The organism is Clostridium tunisiense TJ, assembly GCF_000300195.1.
Lineage (GTDB): Bacteria > Bacillota > Clostridia > Clostridiales > Clostridiaceae > Clostridium_J > Clostridium_J tunisiense.
On record NZ_AMQH01000011.1, the window covers coordinates 97,721 to 116,870 of the forward strand.

At 31.3% G+C, this 19,150-nt stretch carries 16 protein-coding genes; 3 read left to right on the forward strand and 13 right to left on the reverse strand.

Going from position 1 to position 19,150, the window contains the following annotated elements; translation table 11 throughout:
- Window positions 1-314 precede the first annotated feature (314 nt).
- Together C661_RS0110485 and C661_RS0110490 are read left to right on the forward strand one after the other, a co-directional pair.
- Window positions 315-989, forward strand: coding sequence for a response regulator transcription factor (locus C661_RS0110485; RefSeq protein WP_017415267.1), 675 nt, complete (start codon window positions 315-317; stop codon window positions 987-989).
- Window positions 990-1,003: 14 nt separating this feature from the next.
- Window positions 1,004-2,008 (forward strand): sensor histidine kinase, encoded by a 1,005-nt coding sequence (locus C661_RS0110490; RefSeq protein WP_017415268.1) that lies wholly within the window; start codon window positions 1,004-1,006, stop codon window positions 2,006-2,008.
- Window positions 2,009-2,487: 479 nt separating this feature from the next.
- On the opposite strand, the gene C661_RS21705 is transcribed toward C661_RS0110490, so the two are convergent.
- Window positions 2,488-4,437: a carbohydrate-binding domain-containing protein gene (locus tag C661_RS21705; protein WP_017415269.1), complete on the reverse strand. Its 1,950-nt coding sequence runs from the start codon at window positions 4,435-4,437 to the stop codon at window positions 2,488-2,490.
- A 297-nt stretch (window positions 4,438-4,734) separates the two neighbouring features.
- On the opposite strand from C661_RS21705, the gene C661_RS0110505 reads away from it, so the two are divergent.
- Entirely contained in the window at window positions 4,735-5,475 is a 741-nt protein-coding gene (locus C661_RS0110505) for a DUF4184 family protein (RefSeq protein ID WP_017415270.1), read from the forward strand.
- 309 nt (window positions 5,476-5,784) lie between these two features.
- Here the strand turns inward: C661_RS0110505 and C661_RS0110510 are convergent, their stop codons facing one another.
- The 12 genes from C661_RS0110510 to uvrA form a co-directional block, all read right to left on the reverse strand.
- On the reverse strand, window positions 5,785-6,690 hold the full coding sequence (locus C661_RS0110510; RefSeq protein WP_017415271.1) for a sensor histidine kinase: 906 nt from the start codon (window positions 6,688-6,690) through the stop codon (window positions 5,785-5,787).
- A 26-nt stretch (window positions 6,691-6,716) separates the two neighbouring features.
- Window positions 6,717-7,460 (reverse strand): ABC transporter permease, encoded by a 744-nt coding sequence (locus tag C661_RS0110515; protein ID WP_017415272.1) that lies wholly within the window; start codon window positions 7,458-7,460, stop codon window positions 6,717-6,719.
- Window positions 7,453-8,376 (reverse strand): ABC transporter ATP-binding protein, encoded by a 924-nt coding sequence (locus tag C661_RS0110520; protein ID WP_017415273.1) that lies wholly within the window; start codon window positions 8,374-8,376, stop codon window positions 7,453-7,455. The genes C661_RS0110515 and C661_RS0110520 overlap by 8 nt, the downstream gene beginning before the upstream one ends.
- A gap of 12 nt (window positions 8,377-8,388) precedes the next feature.
- A complete protein-coding gene (locus C661_RS0110525; RefSeq protein WP_017415274.1) occupies window positions 8,389-9,093 on the reverse strand; it encodes an ABC transporter permease in 705 nt (234 codons plus the stop codon).
- Window positions 9,094-9,109: 16 nt separating this feature from the next.
- Window positions 9,110-9,850 (reverse strand): ABC transporter permease, encoded by a 741-nt coding sequence (locus tag C661_RS0110530; protein WP_017415275.1) that lies wholly within the window; start codon window positions 9,848-9,850, stop codon window positions 9,110-9,112.
- 4 nt (window positions 9,851-9,854) lie between these two features.
- A complete protein-coding gene (locus tag C661_RS0110535; RefSeq protein ID WP_017415276.1) occupies window positions 9,855-10,754 on the reverse strand; it encodes an ABC transporter ATP-binding protein in 900 nt (299 codons plus the stop codon).
- A gap of 211 nt (window positions 10,755-10,965) precedes the next feature.
- Window positions 10,966-11,661 (reverse strand): response regulator transcription factor, encoded by a 696-nt coding sequence (locus tag C661_RS0110540; protein ID WP_017415277.1) that lies wholly within the window; start codon window positions 11,659-11,661, stop codon window positions 10,966-10,968.
- A gap of 329 nt (window positions 11,662-11,990) precedes the next feature.
- Window positions 11,991-12,776, reverse strand: a complete 786-nt coding sequence (locus C661_RS22750) for an ECF transporter S component (RefSeq protein WP_017415278.1) — start codon at window positions 12,774-12,776, stop codon at window positions 11,991-11,993.
- A gap of 386 nt (window positions 12,777-13,162) precedes the next feature.
- Window positions 13,163-14,521, reverse strand: coding sequence for a DUF6179 domain-containing protein (locus C661_RS0110550; protein ID WP_017415279.1), 1,359 nt, complete (start codon window positions 14,519-14,521; stop codon window positions 13,163-13,165).
- Window positions 14,521-15,021 (reverse strand): DUF6323 family protein, encoded by a 501-nt coding sequence (locus C661_RS0110555; protein WP_017415280.1) that lies wholly within the window; start codon window positions 15,019-15,021, stop codon window positions 14,521-14,523. Before C661_RS0110555 ends, C661_RS0110550 begins: the two co-directional genes overlap by 1 nt.
- Before the next feature lie 215 nt (window positions 15,022-15,236).
- Window positions 15,237-15,995, reverse strand: coding sequence for an N-acetyltransferase (locus C661_RS0110560; protein ID WP_017415281.1), 759 nt, complete (start codon window positions 15,993-15,995; stop codon window positions 15,237-15,239).
- A 205-nt stretch (window positions 15,996-16,200) separates the two neighbouring features.
- Window positions 16,201-19,068, reverse strand: a complete 2,868-nt coding sequence (gene uvrA, locus C661_RS0110565; RefSeq protein WP_017415282.1) for an excinuclease ABC subunit UvrA — start codon at window positions 19,066-19,068, stop codon at window positions 16,201-16,203.
- Between the last annotated feature and the right edge of the window lie 82 nt (window positions 19,069-19,150).

Below are 19,150 nucleotides of genomic sequence, written 5' to 3' on the forward strand. Positions count from 1 at the left end.
TACATAACATAAATATAACACTTTTGTAATATATCTATATATTTTTCTTTTTTAATTTCTATAATTCTAAAATAGTGTTATAATTCACCTGAATACAATACCAGTTTATAATTTTAACAAAATTTTGAAAAGCTTATGCTCTTTATATAAATCCTTTTGCTACAGAAAACCAGTGTTTTATATTGGTTTTTAATTAATCTACTTATGGGATTAATTTCTAAATAAAACTTGTTTACTGCTTAATAGAATTCAAATATTTGTTAAATGCTATAACGTAGTAAACTCTTTTTAAATATATGCTTGGAGGTATCTAAATGTTTAAGATAATGATAATTGAAGATGATGTAACCTTAAAAAATGAAATTAGTGAGGAGCTCACAAAGTGGGGTCATTCTATCTATAAAATAAATAACCTAGAAAATATAATGGAGGAGTTTAACACCTTTAATCCTCAGCTAGTTCTATTAGATATCAATCTCCCATTTTATGATGGTTTTCATTGGTGCAATGAAATAAGAAAAGTTTCTAAAGTGCCCATAATATTCATATCTTCAAGAAGCACTAATCTAGATATAATAATGGGAGTTAATTTAGGTGCAGATGATTATATACAAAAGCCCTTTTCAATAGATGTGCTAATTGCAAAAATTAATGCAATCTTAAGAAGAACTTATAACTTTAGTGAAGTTTCTTCTGATAAAATTACCCATAATGAAGTAACCTTGTATTTATCTACTGCCATCCTTTCATTTGAAAACCACTCTATAGAGTTAAGTAAAAATGAGCTTAAAATACTCCATGAATTGATGAAAAATAAAGGTAGAATTGTAAGTCGTGATAAGCTTATGAAGAAACTTTGGGATAATGATTGGTATGTAGATGATAGTACATTGACTGTAAATATAAATAGACTAAGAGGAAAATTAAAGGAAATTGGACTTGGTAGTTTTATAGAAACTAAGAGAGGTTTAGGCTACATAATAATGTAGTATAAGGTGGCTACATGAAATTTATAGATTTTCTTAAAGATAAAGTTGGACTACTTATTTTTAATTTCTCTTTTTTAATTTTTATTTCTTTAGTTATTATTTTTTCTCCCTTGCAGCAAATTTACTTTGATACCATATTATATATATTCCTTACAAATTTAATATTTTTAAGCCTTTATTTAAGCATTAGTTATTATAAGAAAAATAGGTTTTTAAACTCATTAAAGGAAGATATTAATGTCAGTAGACTTACCCAAACTGATTTATTTAAACTAACTAACGAAGAAAAGCTATATATTGACTACCTAAAAAACTTTCAACAACAATGGGAGGATTCTGTAAATGAAATTCAAAGTAAATCTCAAACCAATTCAGAAATCATGGATATGTGGGTACATGATATAAAGATTCCTATATCTATATTAAAACTTATAATTGAAAGAAATGAAGATCCCTCTTGTGAAGAACTTTTAGACAAAATGGACAATGAAATTATGAGAATTGAAAATTCTGTAGAAAGAGTACTTTACTTATCAAGACTAGAAGATTTCCATAATGATTTTCTTATTCATGAAGTGCAAATAGAAAAGCTACTAAGAGAAGTTATTAGACGATACTCCAAATATTTTATTTCAAAAAAAATAAAATTCACTCTAGAAAATGTTAATTATACTTGTTTATCTGATAAGAAGTGGCTTTTATTTATATTTGATCAACTAATAAATAATGCCCTAAAGTATACTGAAACTGGTGGCTCAATATCTATAACTGGTGTAAAAAATAGCACTTCTATTATAATAACTATAAGGGATACTGGCTGTGGAATAAAAAAAGAAGATTTAAATAGAATCTTTAATAAAGGCTTCACTGGAAATAACGGTAGGAATAATACAAAATCTACGGGACTCGGCCTCTACCTAGTAAAAGAGCTATGTGCAAAACTTGAGCATCATATACATGTAACCTCACTCTACAATGAGCATACAGAATTTAATATTGTATTAAAAAATAATATTTGACATAAAGATGTTAAAAAAAGAACTAGTATGAGCTTCCTTAAAGTTTTTACACAGTCACAAATAGCTTGTCCTTGATTTGTGTAAGAATTTTATCCTTGCTACTAGTTCTTTTTAATATTGCTTTTTTCCTCATTACTATAATCCTTTTCTGTAAATTATCTTTACTTTTAACTGATCAACTTTTTATTTTTTCATTAAACTATCCTTATACCATTTCAAAGTTTTCTTCATTACATCCAGCAAATAGTACTAGTATTATCACCTTTATTACTTCAATAAATTTTTTCATAAAAATCAGCTCCTTTGATATATCTTATGAACTAATTATAATCCCTTAATGGATTATTTGATATATCATAACTCTTACATCTTTCTTACAATTTCGTAATAAAGGTGTATTATAAATTTAAGAAATGTAATTACCCCATATAAAGAGTCCTTTGCAATGAGCTCTCTATATGGGGCACTTTATATGAATTCTATGGTCTTGTCTTTGGTGGCCCTCCAGCTCCTGGATTTCCTTTGCCTCCAGGATTTCCACTTTTTCCAGTAGTAACTCCTGATTCATTTAACCAAGTTATGCTATTTGTAATAGTGAAGCTTACTACCTGAGTTCCATTCTTGTACTCGCCATCCTTATAAAGTCCATCTGATAAGGTTCCTGTTGAGGTTCCCCCTGAGTAAATAATGTATTCTTCCCCCTTTTTTAAATCTTGGGAGGAAATAACTACTGTACCATAGTCCTTTTTAGGGGCAAGAGTTGCTATGATATTGCCTTTGCTATCTTTCACAGCAAATAGAGTTCCTGCTTTTTGAATTGTTGAAAAACTCATAGCAACGGAATTTTGATTTGACGACTCAGAAGGTCCTTGAACCATTCCAGAGCTTCCAGCTGACACTAAAATTCCGCCCGTAACTACAAACTCTCCATCATAGTCAAGTGCTCCATTATTGTTAGCAGTTGGTCCACTTACTACAACTGTACCTCCTGACATATAAATTGATCCGTTGGCATCTAATCCATCTCCATTAGAGTCAACTGATATATAACCTCCAGTTATATTAAGTTTATTATTACCTGAGGAGCTTAGATTATTTTGTCCTGGGCGCCCATTTACAGAAGAACCATCAGCTCCTCCTCCTATATTGATACCGTCATCACTAGCTATAACATGAGTTTCTCCGCCTTCAAAGGTTATAAGTGTGCTCTCTATTCCTTCATAACTTTTTGTTATATTAATTTTACCATCCTTAATTTCTATGCTAGAATCTGCATGTATGCCATCGTCTCCAGATGTTATAGTGAAATCTCCAGCTAATATATTAATGCTACTATTTGAATGTAATGAGTCATCTGCAGAATCTATATTAAAGCTCCCTCCACCTATGGAGATATTTGAAGTAGCTTTAACTCCTTTAGAGCTTTGTCCCTCTGTTTGGGCAGTTTTTGTGGATGTGTTGCTCTCTTGTTTTGTCCTTGAGTTAGGTCCTTCTGCCTTAATTTTTTCAGGAGCACTTGTGCTACCACCTCCAGTTGTAATAGTATATTTTCCATCTTCTATAAGCATTGAAGTTTCTGCTTGAATTCCATCACTCCCTGCTTTTATATCAAAGTTTCCTCCTTGAATAGCTATAAACCCCTTTGAAGCTTCAGTATTATTTGTAGACTTTAATCCATCTCCACCAGCTTCTATTTTAATATTTCCTTCTTTAACTATTACCATGTCTTTTCCTAATATGCCATCATCTTTTGCGTAGATGTTTATTTTTCCTCCTGTAATTTTTAAATCATCTTTACTTGTTACTCCATTGTTATAGTTACCATTGACTGTTAGGCTTCCAGTCCCATTTATGATTAGATTAGCTTTACTAAAAATTGCTGCATTGGGCTCATCTGATGAATCTTCCAAAACATAGTTTTCCCCATCTTTTATAATGTTTTCGGTACCCTCTGGTAAAGCAATTATAGCTTTGTTTGCCTTTTTAACAAATATTGGCGAACTATTTGAATTATTGATCTCGGCCCCATTTAGTACTAGTTTAACAGTGCCCTCATCCTTTAAATCAATAATTACTTGTCCATTATCTAACTTACCATTAAAAACATATACACCTGCTGTGTTTATTGTAATTTTACTACCCTCTATTGTAACCCCAGCTCCATTTAGGGTGGCCCTATTCCCATCAAGTTGTACATAGTTTGGATTTTCACTTTTCCAGTCAGTGTAATAATCATCTTTATCATAGGAAATCATATCTTTTGTGACAATGAAGTTAGTTTTGCTCTCACCGCTAGTTGTAGAAATTTCCTTTGTACCTTCTTGTGATGGTTTATTCGCCTCTGTTGCTGCATTTTTACCACAACCAGATAAAACTGCTGTGCTTAAAAGTATAGCCATAAATGATGCTCTTATTTTTTTCCTATTCATAATTTCATTCTCCTTTATATATCATCTTGTAGAATTCTGCATCAAATCTTCTTTCTTTACTTGTGTTACTTTTATTTTATAGAGGCAACCTTAAACAAACCTTAAATAGAATATGGTTTCATTTATAGATAGTATTAGTGTCCCAAAATTCATTATATGTTATAATACTAATAGTCTTTATTAACCCATATATTGTCAAACACCTTCATCAATATATAATTCGTTGAAAGAAGTTGTTTTGCATCTTCTTCAAATTATAAGAGTTATAATTTCAAAAATACTTTTAAGGAGGACAATATGCCTTTTACATTATCTCATCCAGCAGCTGTAATATTTTCACAAAATAAGTTATTAAACTTAGGTGGCTTAATTTTAGGTTCCATGGCCCCTGATTTTATCTACTTTATACTCTTTAGTCCTAGCAGTAATACAGGACATACCCTTTGGGGATTTTTATTTTTAAACTTACCTCTTTGCTTTTTGCTAAATTTCTTATTCTACAACTACATCCAAGATATTTTATTTTTGACTTTACCTGGTTCAATGTCAAAGTATTATGTATATCTAAAAAATAGAAAAAATAAAATTAATAGCATAAAATCCTTTGTGGTCTTTACCTACTCTTGTATAATTGGGATGCTAACTCATGTGTTTTGGGATGGATTTACCCATAGCTCAGGATTTTTTGTAAATCATATAACTTTTCTCAGAAACAAGATAGCCTTATTTCATTATAAGGTTCCAATATATAAACTGCTTCAACATGGCAGTAGTGTCATAGGATTTTTCATATTATTTATTTTCATTTTTAGTATTAGAGATAAAAATTCTAGCACAATAAATTTATCTATAAACAAATTTAACCTATGGATTTCTATTTTATTAATTCAAGGAGTTATATTAGGGGCTAGTTTCCTATTTTCAATATTTTTTCAAGGTTATTTTGGCATTGGTCGCCTTGTAGTTACTTTAATTAATGGATTATTCTTAGGTTATTTAATTACTGGAATATTGTATAGAAATCGCTGTACTTCTTAGCTAAATTAAGAGGTTAGGCTTTAATGCTTTCCTTACATCTTTCTAATAAAGGTTTCTTAAAAATTTAAGGGTTAAATTCTACAAGCTAGAATTTAACCCTTATTATAATTATTTAGTACTCTTGATTACTATTTTATTGGACGCTTAGCTTAGATTTATAGGGAACCAGAGTTAAAACTTAACTTGTACATGAGTCCTACACTGGTTCCCTTAAGGCTTTTGGGACATGAATTTCATTCATGATGAATAAATTAAAACTTCACCAAGAAAGCCTATAACTTATGAAACTTGTAGAATTTAAAACCTAAATTAACTGTTAATAAGTCTAAATTCACAATAAATATTAAACATATTTCCCTCAATATGGCAGTTTATACTCCCACCCATTTTTTCTACTAAACCCTTAGCTATAGCAAGTCCAAGACCTGTTCCTTTTCCTGACCGTGTCTTGTCAGCCATGTAAAATCTATCAAAGATATTTTCCACATCCTGTTGGGTCAAATTTGTAAAAGTGTTACTAATTTTAAGTATCATATTATTTTTTTCAACCTGAAGAGAAATGTCTATAACATCCTTTGCATATTTTATTGCATTGCTTAGCAGGTTATCAATTATCCGTTCTACAGATTTCTTCTCTCCTATGATATACAAGTTTTCACTTGGTATATTTATACTTGGGTTAATATTTCTCCCCATAAAATCTGCATATCTATCTAAAACAACCTGCTCTAGTACTTTATTTATATTTAATTTTTCCATGTTTAACTCATAATCTAAGGAATCAATTAAAGATAGTTCATAAAAATCATTAAGTAAAATCTCCAAGGACTTTGCCCTATGCTCAGCAACTTCTAGGTATTCAGCTTTTTCTTCATCACTAATATCCTCTAACTTTAAAAATTGAATATACCCAATAATTGATGTTAAAGGAGTCCTTAAATCATGAGACATATTGGCAATAGTTTGCCTTAAATCATTTTCAACTTTTACCCTATTAGCTTCACTTTGTAGCTTTATTTCTATAGTTTCATTGATTTTCTCTGCTAACTTTTCTATACTTTTGTTTAAAAGTCCTATGGTAATTCTTTTATTTGTTTTTGTTTCATTAATATGTGCAAGCTGATTTGTTAAGCTCTTAACTTGGCTTTCCATATAAAACAATCTAAATCCAAGAAAAAACACTGTCACTAATAAGACTACAACTAAATATGCCATTTGTCCTTCTACCTCTCAGTATCTTCTTATTTTATATCTGCTTTCTTAAATGTATGATTACCTATAACTATACACAAAGCTATAGTTAATAAGGATATAGCAAGAATTTGTAATACTTCATTAATTCCTGATTGTTTTGCAGCAATAACATAGGGCTGTGATACTGCAAACTTTTCATATATCCACCTTATTGAAGAATTTCGAACAGCCATAAAGCTTATAATCCTATAAGCAAAGTCCATCCCTACTACTATCCCTATAGTAAGATTCATATTTTTTGTGGCAAAAGCAATCAAAACATTAGTACTAGCTATAGCACCCTGAGCGATAGCTGTAAACAGAAGCATTCCTAGTAAAGATAAGAAAGCTCCAAAGGTAAATACCTCTCCATAGCCCCGTTTTATTGTTGCTATAAGGAAAACTACTAAAGGTGGGATAAAATTAAAGGCAAGAATACTGAAATAATAAGCTATGGACTTAGTTAAAAATATATGGCTCCTTTTGTGTCCATAGGATATTAAATTTTTTATATAGCCAGAGGTGAATTCTGTGGCTATATAATCTGCTGCAAAAACTCCTCCAATTATATTTGAAGCTAAGCTACTTTGCATAAAAAGCATATACATTAAAGCATCTTTTCCCCCATTAACTTTTAAGCTCAGGGAAAGGGAATAAATCACAAGGGCTTGGAGCAGTGATAAAAATATAAAAAAGTAAAATAGCTTTGACTTTCTTAGTTTATAAAACTCAATTTTAAGTAAGTTAAACACTCTGTTCTCCCCCTACTATCTTACTAAAGTATGCTTCTAGGTCCTCTCCTCTTGGCATAATTTCCTTAACTTTTATTCCTGCTTTAACAAGAACTTCTGTAACTAATTCTGTTTCATCTAAATAATCATATAAGTTAATAATATCATTGGGCAAAACATTATAGCACAAAGTTCCTAGCTCCTTATTTATTACAACTGCTGCACTGGCAGCATTATCTACCTTAATATGAACATATTTTTTACATTTACTGTTTAGTTCCTCAAGGGATAGCTCCTCTATAATTTTACCTTTATGAATTACTCCAAATCTAGTTGCTAAATGATGAATTTCTCCTAGTATATGACTAGAAATAAGAATAGTTATTCCGTATTCTCTATTTAACCTTTTAAGTAGTTCCCTTAGTTCTATAACTTTAATCGGGTCAAGTCCATTAATAGGTTCATCTAAAATTATAAGTTCAGGATCTCCAAGCAGTGCCATTGCTATAGATAATCGTTGCTTTCCACCTAAAGATAAGGTTTTTACCTTTTTATTCTTTTCACCTATTAATTCCAATGATTTGAGTAGTTTTTCAATGGCTAAATCTCCTGGTATTCCTTTTTGTAATCTATTAATATGCATATTTTCATATACAGTTTTATTGTCATAAAGAGCTGGTGCTTCTACAACAGCACCAACTCTTCTTCTTGCATATTGAAGTTTATTATGCTCACTTTCTCCAAAGAGCTCAATAGTCCCTTCCTCCGCAATGGAAAGTCCAGTTATTATTCTAAGTAAGGTGCTCTTCCCAGCTCCATTTAAGCCTATGAGTCCATATATTTCACCTTTTTTTATTGTCATATTAACATTATCTAAAACCTTTAAGTTTTTATATTTTTTTGAAATACCAGTTAACCTTAATATATTATTATCCATAAATTTATCCTTTTACATATTTTTTCTATTAATTATAACACATGCTACAGTTAAAAATAAGCTTCCACACATAAGCATAATTATAGTCTCTTTAGCAGTATAGCTACCTATAGAAAATCCTGTGTTTGCAATATAAAAAGGCAAATTTACTATAATTTGTTTTACTGTTTCACTTCTGTCAGATTCTAAGGCTTGCTTAAAGAGTACTAAAATCAGATCAAAATAGAGTACATAGGTTACAATTCCAGTAACAATAAAATTTGAACTTACAATGGAAATTAATAGTATAAAAGAACCTAAAGTAAAAGCATAAATTAAAAAAGTTTCTAAATTAACTAACAGTAACTCTGCTTTAATCCCACCAACAATGCAATTCAAAAGTTCATACCATACATAGCATATTAAGGAGGTTATTAAAAAACTTATAAGCTTAGAAAACACTATTTCATTTCTAGTAAAAATTCCTGTAAAAACAACTTTATCTGTTTTATTTGTAAACTCTTGAGTTAAGGAAAAACTACAAATAACCAAAATTATATATGGAGCCAACTGTAAGAAGGTCATTGGAACCACAGAAAGCTCCGATTCTTGAAGAGTTTTTATGAGAAAATAACTAAGGAAGGATAATGCAGTTAATCCAGTTAAAGAAAACATTATATCCCTTATGAACTTTTTTCTTTTAAGCTCCAAGGTTATTACTTTTAAAGCTCTATCCACTTTTCTCACCCCCTGATTATTTAATTTCTCTTTTACTAATTACAAAGAAAGATATTATAAGAAAACCTACAGCCCATAAGAAATTTATTATCACACTTTCTAAGGTAATTATCCCCTGAGACATAGCTACCACATTATAAAATGGTGTTTTCATGTATGAAGAAAAGGTTTCTACAAGTTCTGGCTTGGTAGTTGTTAAAACAACTATAGCAGCAGTGTAAAAGTTCACCATGCTTAAAAATAAAATATAAAATAATATGGATTTTTTATCATTAAATTTTAAGGAAACTATTAAAAGCATAAGACTTCCCATGGCAAGAGTTATAGAAATATAAGAAATAAATAATTGTAGATGATTAAAGGTTAAAAAACTTGAAAACCCAATTTTATTAAATAAAACCACTGTGGCTAAAACATTATTTATTTCTGCAAATATATAAAAAACAATTCCTAGTAGAATTAAAGAGATTGCTTTTGAAACCATTATTTCTACTCTGCTATATATCCCTGTAAAAATAGTTTTTGTTGTATTCCATCTTATATCATTCCTTAAGATAGATACTGATGCGTATAATATTATCACATATAAAAATCTTGAAAATTCAAAACCATATTCATTAAGTCCATATTTGGGTGGATGGACAAAAAGAATCCAAAGCATTGAATAACCATAGGCTGCAATAAGCCCTATTAGCATTTCCTTAGACTTTACTACATTTTTTACATTTAAATAAGATATTTTTGCCAACTTATCCATTTTCCTATTCCCCCATAGTTTTTAAATATTTCTCTTCCAAGGACTCTTTTACTTCATGCACACTTCTAAGTGGTATATCAGCCTTACTAATACTTAATATTAAATCTTCTAGCTCTTTAGTATCAACTCTTGCTTGAAGTTCCTCTTTAGATGTAACTTGATGACTTATATTTTTAGAGTTAAAGAACTGTTCTAACTTATCTAACTTGCTAGTTACAAAAGCTACCTTTGATGAGGATTTTTCTTCCTGCTCCAAGTTTTCTACCTTAATAATTTCTCCCTTTTGTATGAACACTACCTTATCACACATAAGTTCAATTTCTGAAAGAATGTGGCTTGAGATTAGAACCGCAGTATTTTTTTCCTTTGCTATGTGCTTTATAAACTTTCTAAGCTGTGGAACTATAGCAGGGTCCAATCCATTGGTTGGTTCATCTAGGATTAAAACTGGTGGATAGGTTAGCACCGCTTGTGCGACTCCAAGTCTTTGCTTCATTCCTAAAGAATATTGCTTTACCTTTTTCTTTACATAATCTTCAATACCTAAACTTTTAACTATTTCATTAATTTCACTTTTATCCTTTAAACCTGATATCTCTGCAAAGAATAGTAAATTTTCATAACCAGTGAGTTCTGGATAAAATCCTGGCACTTCAATTACGCAACCAATTTCCTTTGTTTTTAAGTGTTTTCTATCCTCTATATTTCTATTATCTATGAAAACTTGGCCATGATATTTTGGAATAAGTCCTGTGATAATCTTCATCAAGGTAGTTTTCCCTGCTCCATTTGGTCCAACAAGTCCAATAATTTCTCCTTGATTTATTGATAAATCAACACCATTTAACACCCTTTGCTTTCCATAAAACTTAGTAACATTATTAACCTTTAAAATTTCACTCATAAATAATCTCCTCCAAAATTCAACAATCTTATTTTTCTTTTTTCCATTACGGAATAGCTTAAACTAAGAATAAAAACATTTCTTATTGTTAAGAAGTTTTTATTTAAACTCTTCTTATTTCAAAATAATATCTCTTTGTTTTCTCTTATGAGATTATTGTATAAAGTGAAATATAAAAAAACTTAAAGGAATCCTTAAGAAAACCTTAAGTTTATCCTTTAAGTTTATAACCCATCCCCCATATAGTCTCTATGTACTCTTCCTTGGGATTCGCCTTTTGTAGTTTATTTCTTAAATTACTCATATGAACATTTACTGTATTTTCATCACTTAGATATTCCTCTTCCCATACACTTTCAAAGATGTTTGCCTTGCTAAATACCTTCTTAGGATATGTTAAAAGTAGCTCTAGTATATTATATTCCCTTGCAGTTAGATTCAAGGTTATGTCATTTACTTTAACTTCTTTAGTTTCCTTGTTCAGTATTATATCCTTGTAAGTTAAAATTTGAGCTGCTGGAACATGATTGCTGAATTCCATGTATCTTCTAATATTTGCCTCAATTCTTGCAGAAAGTTCTTCAATATCAAAAGGTTTAGTAATGTAATCATCTGCTCCCAGCCTAAAGAGTTCAAGTTTTACCTCTTTATCAAGTTTTGCTGAAATCACCATAACTGGCATGGTCTTAGTTTTTCTTATATTTTTTATTAACTCTTCTCCTGACATTCCAGGTAGCATTAAATCCATTAACACTAAGTGAAAGTTATTACTTTGCAAATATATCATAGCCTCTGTGCCAGAAAATGCTTGTACTACCTCATATCCACTTTTTTTCATAAGGGTTGCTACCAGTTTATTAATGTTGTTATCATCTTCCACTATTAAAATTTTAATTTGTTCTTTCATAATTAATCCCTTCATTATTTTCTTTATGGTATTACATATACATATTATACCATAATTTATGCACATTAAAGTTATATACAAAAGCTACTCAGCCAGAAATCCTATTAGAAGTTTTCCTGCTGAGTAGCTTTAAGGCATCTTCAAAAATAAATAAATCAGTCTGCTCGTCTATTTTGTGCTATACTGCGTCAACAGAACACTTTGATAACCCCACTATCTGCGGAACCTATTTCCTTGTCTGCACAAGCCTGCTTGTGAACACAAAATAGACTTCACATCTTTGACTTGTTATTTATTTTCAGATGCCTGATTTATGGATAAATTATATTTTAGGCTTCAATTTTTATATTGGATCTCGTAACTACTCTTGAAAGTGGCACATATAAAATTACAGCCACAACTATTGAGAAGGTTCCATTAATTAGTGTAGCAGGAAGACTTACTGCTGAAGTTAATACTGCTGGATAAAAACCGCTACCAGCAACTAATAGATTAAATACTCCAAATAAGAATTCTCCTACTAAGTTAAATACTATACCTGACACTGCTCCCATTATTGCGTACTGAATATCAACCGAGTATTTCTTAGCTGATATTGCTGCTGCGCCTAAAGAAATTCCGAGTATAAGTGAAAAAATATATAAAACTGGATTAATAACTAATTTCTTTTTAATACCTACAACGGCAATTTCATTACCATTGATTGTAGAAGTTGTAAGTAGAAGTACCCCTACTACTATAAATGCTACAGAAGCGATAAAAAGCCACTTTACCGGTGATTTTGCTTCAGCCTTTCTGCCCTTTGACGCCACCTTACCAGTAATTATCCCTATACCAAACTTAAGAATAAAAGTTTTAGGAGCACTTGAGCCATAACCATTCATAATATCAAATAAGCCCATGCCTATTGACCCTGAAGCCCCTCCAACTACTCCATTGAAAAGCAATGCTGCTAGAATTACAAACATATTACCCATGTGTAAAAATGGCTTTCCTACTGGCGATGGAATAGGAATTTTAAAGTAAAGAGCTACATAGCAAAGTGCAGCAAACAATCCTATAAAAACTATTGATCGTGTTGAAATTTTATTTTCCTTTGAATGTACCGTATTCATGTTAATCCCCCTAAATGTATAATTGCTATTTTGTATCGGTACACATATCATTGCACCTGTACACTTCGCCCATATTATAAAGCCTTCTTTCCAATATATCAATATATTTACAGGGATTTTCAGTTAATTTTTTGTGAAATTCTAAAATATTCTGTAGGTCATAATTTCAACCAATCTATTTACTAGTTATTTTTCAAATTTATACATTAGTACTTAATAAACATGTCCTGTAATTCTAGGCAAATTATTTTTCGTAGATATACCACTCGCAAATATCATCCCCCAAAAGATGTGATTTTCTAACTTCACATACAATGTTTTCATTAACCCCTTTCACTAGCTAGGGATCTACACTGCAATGAAGTCTACACATTACTTCTTCTAATCTAAAACTCAATATTCTTAGCTAAAGCTACTATATTTTCTCGTTCTACAGCTTTCAATCCCTCAAAATACTCTTTAAATTTTATCTTCCATTCCTTTTCATTTTCTATCATGTAATCAGTCTTAAATTCTTCGTCATTATAAATATTTTTTGCAATTAAGGCCATCTCAAAAGTATCTAGTGCTTTAAAAATATCTATATATTCATCCTCAAATATACAATCTGCTCCCAGCACATCTAATAAATCCTCTAAGCTATGAATTTCTTCTCTAATAAGCCTTGTTTTAGCTTCTGTGTTACTACAAGCTCTAATTTCTTCAGTTATCTCTCTAAACTTACTATTATCTAACATCTTACCATCTTCATACTTAATTAAATTTTCACTTTTTTTACTTAAGGTAATAAATACCCTATCTAGGGTATTATTCTCCATATTTTTTCTTACTTCTGGTATGACTTCAGAGATCACCTTATTTATATACTCAATGAGTTTTTTATCCTTAATAAAAAATTCATGACAAAGCTTTTCTACTGCATCCGAAAATAGTCTTTCTAGTTCTATTGTAGATAGATCTTCAATAATACTCTTCAGATATTCTCTATTCCACATAGTTATATCTAAGGTGTTCCCCTTATTCCCAACTAAAATGCATCCTAAGTAGTTAGTAAGAACTAGCTTGAAAATATTTATCAGCATATGCTTTGAGTTATTGCAAAAGCCTTCTAGTAAAGCTTCAATCTCTAAAACATCAAAGTATTCACAGAATTTATTTTCAAGAACTAACTTATTTAAATAATCTTCTATATATTCAATTCCAACTAAATGTATTTCCTCAATAGCTAAGGGGTAATCTATAGAACCTGGAGTTTCATGACTTGCAAATCTTCTATCATACTTTTCAAAGAATAGTGGTACTCCATAATCAATGGTGTCAATATAAGCATAGTTTTCAGTTCTTATTTTAGTTTTATTTATAATTTCAAGTAATCCCTTGCACTTATCCACTTTTTCTTGTAGTACTTTCTCTCCTTCAGCAAACAACAATTTCATATCTTTATTCTTTATTAAATCTATACTTTCTTTTATGCTTTTCTGATTTTTTAAAGATAGTCCTAAGGTGTAGTAAATAGATAAAATAAGTTGCTCTGCTACTTCCTCTCTAACAGAAGAACTTGTGCCTTTTGTAAAATAATCAACAATTTCCGTCATAACACTTAATAATTGGAGTTGAATCTTTTGAATATCACTGAAATCTAACAATCCATTGGAATAGGCAGCTTGCAACAGCGATTGGAAATAATGCTCTTTGCTTATTAATCCTTCTATAATATCCTCTTTGTTAATAATACGTTTTTTCATCACCACTCTTCCTCTACCTCCTCATCCCCATCACCATCCATATAATCATCTACATTTAAGTAATCCTTCACTCCATACTTCACATTATGGGCTACTTTATCTAAGTACCTATATCTAAGTAAATCTAAATCCCCTTGGCATTTATTATCAAAATACTCCTTCATAAATTCAATTAATTCATCATCACTTATTTTTTCCAAGGTTTCATTTTTAAAATAATAAAAGTTTTCTATGAGTTCATTAATTATTTCTACATAGTTTGATTGTAAAATATAAGGTGAATCACAAAAGGTTGATATAACTTTTGTGATTATTCCTCCTCCAAATTCAACTCTACCCGTTGAGCTTAAGGAATGATTTCTTGTTTCCACAATTGCTTTTACATCTTGCTCAGAAAGTTTTAATCCATATTCTAAAGTCTCTTCGTTAATTTGCTCTATTTCAGAAAGTATTTGATTAACTGCTATAGAATTTGGAATAACCATAAAATAATTTTTCACAAATTAACCTCCTAAATTTCAAGACCTTCTATTGACATTTGTATTTGTATGTGTTATAGTTATTATGTATAGGTTTGCTTTAATGCCATTATGCTATTATATAATAGTATCATTCTCCTTATTTTGAGTCAATGATATTTTTATGCTTTTTTAAATTGAACGTTAAAAACCCTGGACTTAGTTGTCCAGGGTTTTATTACTATAAAATCTATAAACTATAAATTATTTTCATCAAGAAATTTAGTGAACTTCTTTTCAGTAAGAATTTCATTGGTTACAAAATTGCCATTAAAGAACAAACTATATGTTGTAAATGGCGATGGAGCATTTTGAGCCTGTTCTTTGCATGTGTACTTTTCCACCTTTAACTCTAATTCTCTGTTCTCTGCTATTTCTTTTATTTTACTCACATATTTTTCTGTGTAGGGGCATTGATTAGTATAGTATAAAGTTAACTCTTTTTCTTCTATTTTACCTTCTTTAGCACAGTCCTTAAATTTAGGTATAATCTCACCCTCATTGAATGGAAAGTATAAAAGTTCATAGTAGGGAGTCGCAGTATCTGCCACTTTGAAGCCCTTATATTTTAGATATTTTCCCTCACTCAAAAATGGCATTTTAGTTTTAGATGATAAAACAACTATGCCTCTTTTACCTTTTTCCTTGCTATCTTTGATGCACTCATCTAAAAGTAAATTTGAAATACCTTTTCCTTTATACTGCCCAGACACCCAAAAACAATTTATAACCATATACCCATTTGCTTCAAAAGGGTACCAAGCATTTTCAGCGGGTATATATTCAATAAAAACTTTACCCCTTACATTTAGCTTCTTGAAAACCAACCCATTGTTTAACTGTTCTTTCATCCAAGCTTTCTTAGACGCAACACAATTTTCCCCTTTTTTATCAGAGACTACACAACATATATGTTCTTTGTCAATGTTATTTTCTGTTACACTTATAATCTCCATAATATCCTCCTGTAGCACTTTTTATACTAAATTAAACTTAAGCTAATTAAATACCTATGATTTAGATATACTTAATTATATTCGCAGCAAGCTGCTTAGGTCTAATAACTTTGGAAGCATATTTAGATTGCCACCAAAGTTATTTGCCTAGACTGAGCAATTTCCACTTGTATAAGCTGATAGACCTGAAGCTTCCAAAATATTGTTAAAGTACACTCTTTAGAAATTCCCCTGTATAAGAGCCCTTCATCTTTGACACTTGTTCTGGAGTTCCCTCAGCAACAACACATCCTCCACCACTACCACCTTCAGGCCCCATGTCAATGATATAGTCTGCTGATTTTATCACGTCCAAATGATGCTCAATTACAAGGACTGTATGTCCCTGGTCAACAAGTCTTCCTAAACAATCTATTAACTTTTGAATATCTGAAAGATGAAGTCCTGTAGTTGGCTCATCTAATATATAAAGGTTCTGTGCCCCTCGCTTTATTTTTGAAAGCTCGTAAGCAAGCTTAACTCTTTGAGCTTCCCCACCAGATAGTGTTGTTGAACTTTGTCCAAGTCTCATGTAACCAAGCCCAAGTTCATTTACAATTTCTAGTTTATGTTTTAAATATCTATTATCACTAAAGAAGCTAAGAGCCTCTTCAACTGTCATTTCTAATACATCTGCTATGGTTTTTCCCATATATTTAATTTCAAGCCCTTCATCTGAAAAACGCATTCCCTTACACACTGGACAAACAGTTTCAATGTCTGCCATGAACTGAAGGTTTGTCACCATTATTCCGTCTCCAGCACAATGCTCACATCTTGTTCCATTGGCATGGGTTAAACTAAAGTCTATCTCTTTATACCCTCTTGCAATAGCCTCAGGTTGCTGTGCAAAAATCTTACGTATTTTATCATAAAGGCCTATATAAGTTGCTGGATTAGACTTACTATTTCTACCAATGGGACTTTGATCAATATTTATTACATTGTTTAAAAGTTCAGCTCCAAAAACAAAATCATGTTCTCCAGAAACAATCCTCGCTCCTGTTTTATTAACCTTAAGCTGCTTATAAAGTATCTCATTAATCAGTGAACTCTTACCTGAGCCAGATACGCCTGTTACACAAATAAACACTCCCAGTGGTATATCAATATCCACATTTTTTAAATTATTTTCTCTTGCACCTTGTATGGATAAAAAATCATCTCCAAGCATTCTTCTCCTCTTGGGTACAGCTATCTCAGCCTTACCAGATAGATACCTTCCTGTTATTGACTTGGGTTCACTGATTATATCTTCAAGAGTACCAACTGCAACTATATTACCCCCATGAACCCCAGGTCCAGGACCAATTTCAATGATATGATCCGCACTCTTAATAGTATCTACATCATGCTCTACAACAATGACGGTATTCCCTATATCCCTAAGTTTCTTCATTGTATCTATAACCTTCATAGAATCACGTGGATGAAGCCCGATACTTGGTTCATCCATTACATAAAGCATCCCCATAAGCTCGCTGCTAATTTGTGTGGACATTTTAATTCTCTGCATCTCACCACCAGAAATACTATCACTTCTTCTTCCAAGGTTTATATAATGAAGCCCTATGTCTACTAACAACTTTAATCTGGAGCTTATTTCACGGACAATTGTGTTAGCTACTTCCCTAATATCCTGATGAAAGGTTAGAGTGTTTAAAAAGTCTAATAGTTCTGGCAACTGCATTCTACTTAACTGATCTATATTTTTTCCACCAACGATAATCTGAAGTCTTTGAGTTTTTAGTCTAGCGCCGTGACATTCAGGACATATCTTTTCTATCATACAATCTTTTATAAAGGTTGGTTCAAAGGTTTCTGTTGTAGAGGTTTTCCTTATGTAATACCTGTACCAGCTTTCTAACTCATGTACGAACCCCTTGAAAGGCCTTGCTTTACCAATTAACCAATTCTTTTTCTGAGAAAATGGGGGTTGCAACATTTCTACAGTTTCTCCCTTTGTTCCATAAAACAGGAGTTCATGAATATGTTTTGGAAGATCCCTGAAGGGAGTATCAAGACTAAAGTCATATTTCTGAGATAGACTGTACATTATCACAGTCTTGTAGCTATCCTTTCCAGAAGGATTAAACACTGAATTTTTTAGTGCCCCCTTCATAATGCTTTTTTCTGGTGCCACAATTAAAAATCTCGGCTCTACAACATAGGACATCCCTACTCCTAAGCAAGTATGACAAGAACTTGCAGGCGAATTAAAAGAGAAATGAAAGGGTTGCATTTCACAAAGAAAGTAATGATGCTCCTTGCATCCAAAATTAGCATAAAAGGAAGGTTCTACGCCTCCTATAACTTCTACCTTTATCATAATATCTTCATCTAAGGAAACCATAGCTGCTTCAATAGATTTTGTAAGCTGAATATAGGTATCCTTCTTTAAAGTAAACTTGTCAATTATTAGTTCAATTTTATAATCCTTACTCTCATCTAGCTCTTCTTTTTCTGCTAAAGAGAAATGCTTTCCATCAACCAGTAAATTTTTATATCCTTTTTCTCTTAATATATGAAAGATGTATTCATAGTCTTCGCCAAACATCTTATATACTGGTGCACGTAGTTCTACGACTGCACCTTCAGGTAGTGTGGTAATTCTTTCAGCAATTTGAGCTGCAGACAATTGTTTAAGTGGTTCTCCACACTCTGGGCACCTTCCTATTCCTGCAGTTGAAAATAAAAGTCTCATATAATCATTGATGTCTGTAACAGTGCCTACAGTTGATCTAGGGTTGTTGTTCCCTTTCTTCTGTTCAATAGCTATAACAGGAGATAATCCTCTAACATAATCTACATTAGCTTTTTTTAGCTGACTAATCCTACTCTTAGCAAATGTTGATATGGAGTCAAGAAACCTTCTCTGCCCTTCTCCATAAATAACATCAAAGGCCAAGGAGGATTTTCCTGAACCAGATACACCAGTGATAACAGTAAGTTTATCCCTAGGAATCTCAACAGATATATTCTTCAGGTTATTTTGCTTAGCTCCTGAAATCTCAATATTTGTTCTAATAGACATATATTTCGCTCCCCTCTTCTTTAAATAATGAATAACCTCGCTTTGCTTAACAACATTAAACGGAAATTTGGACTTCTATCAA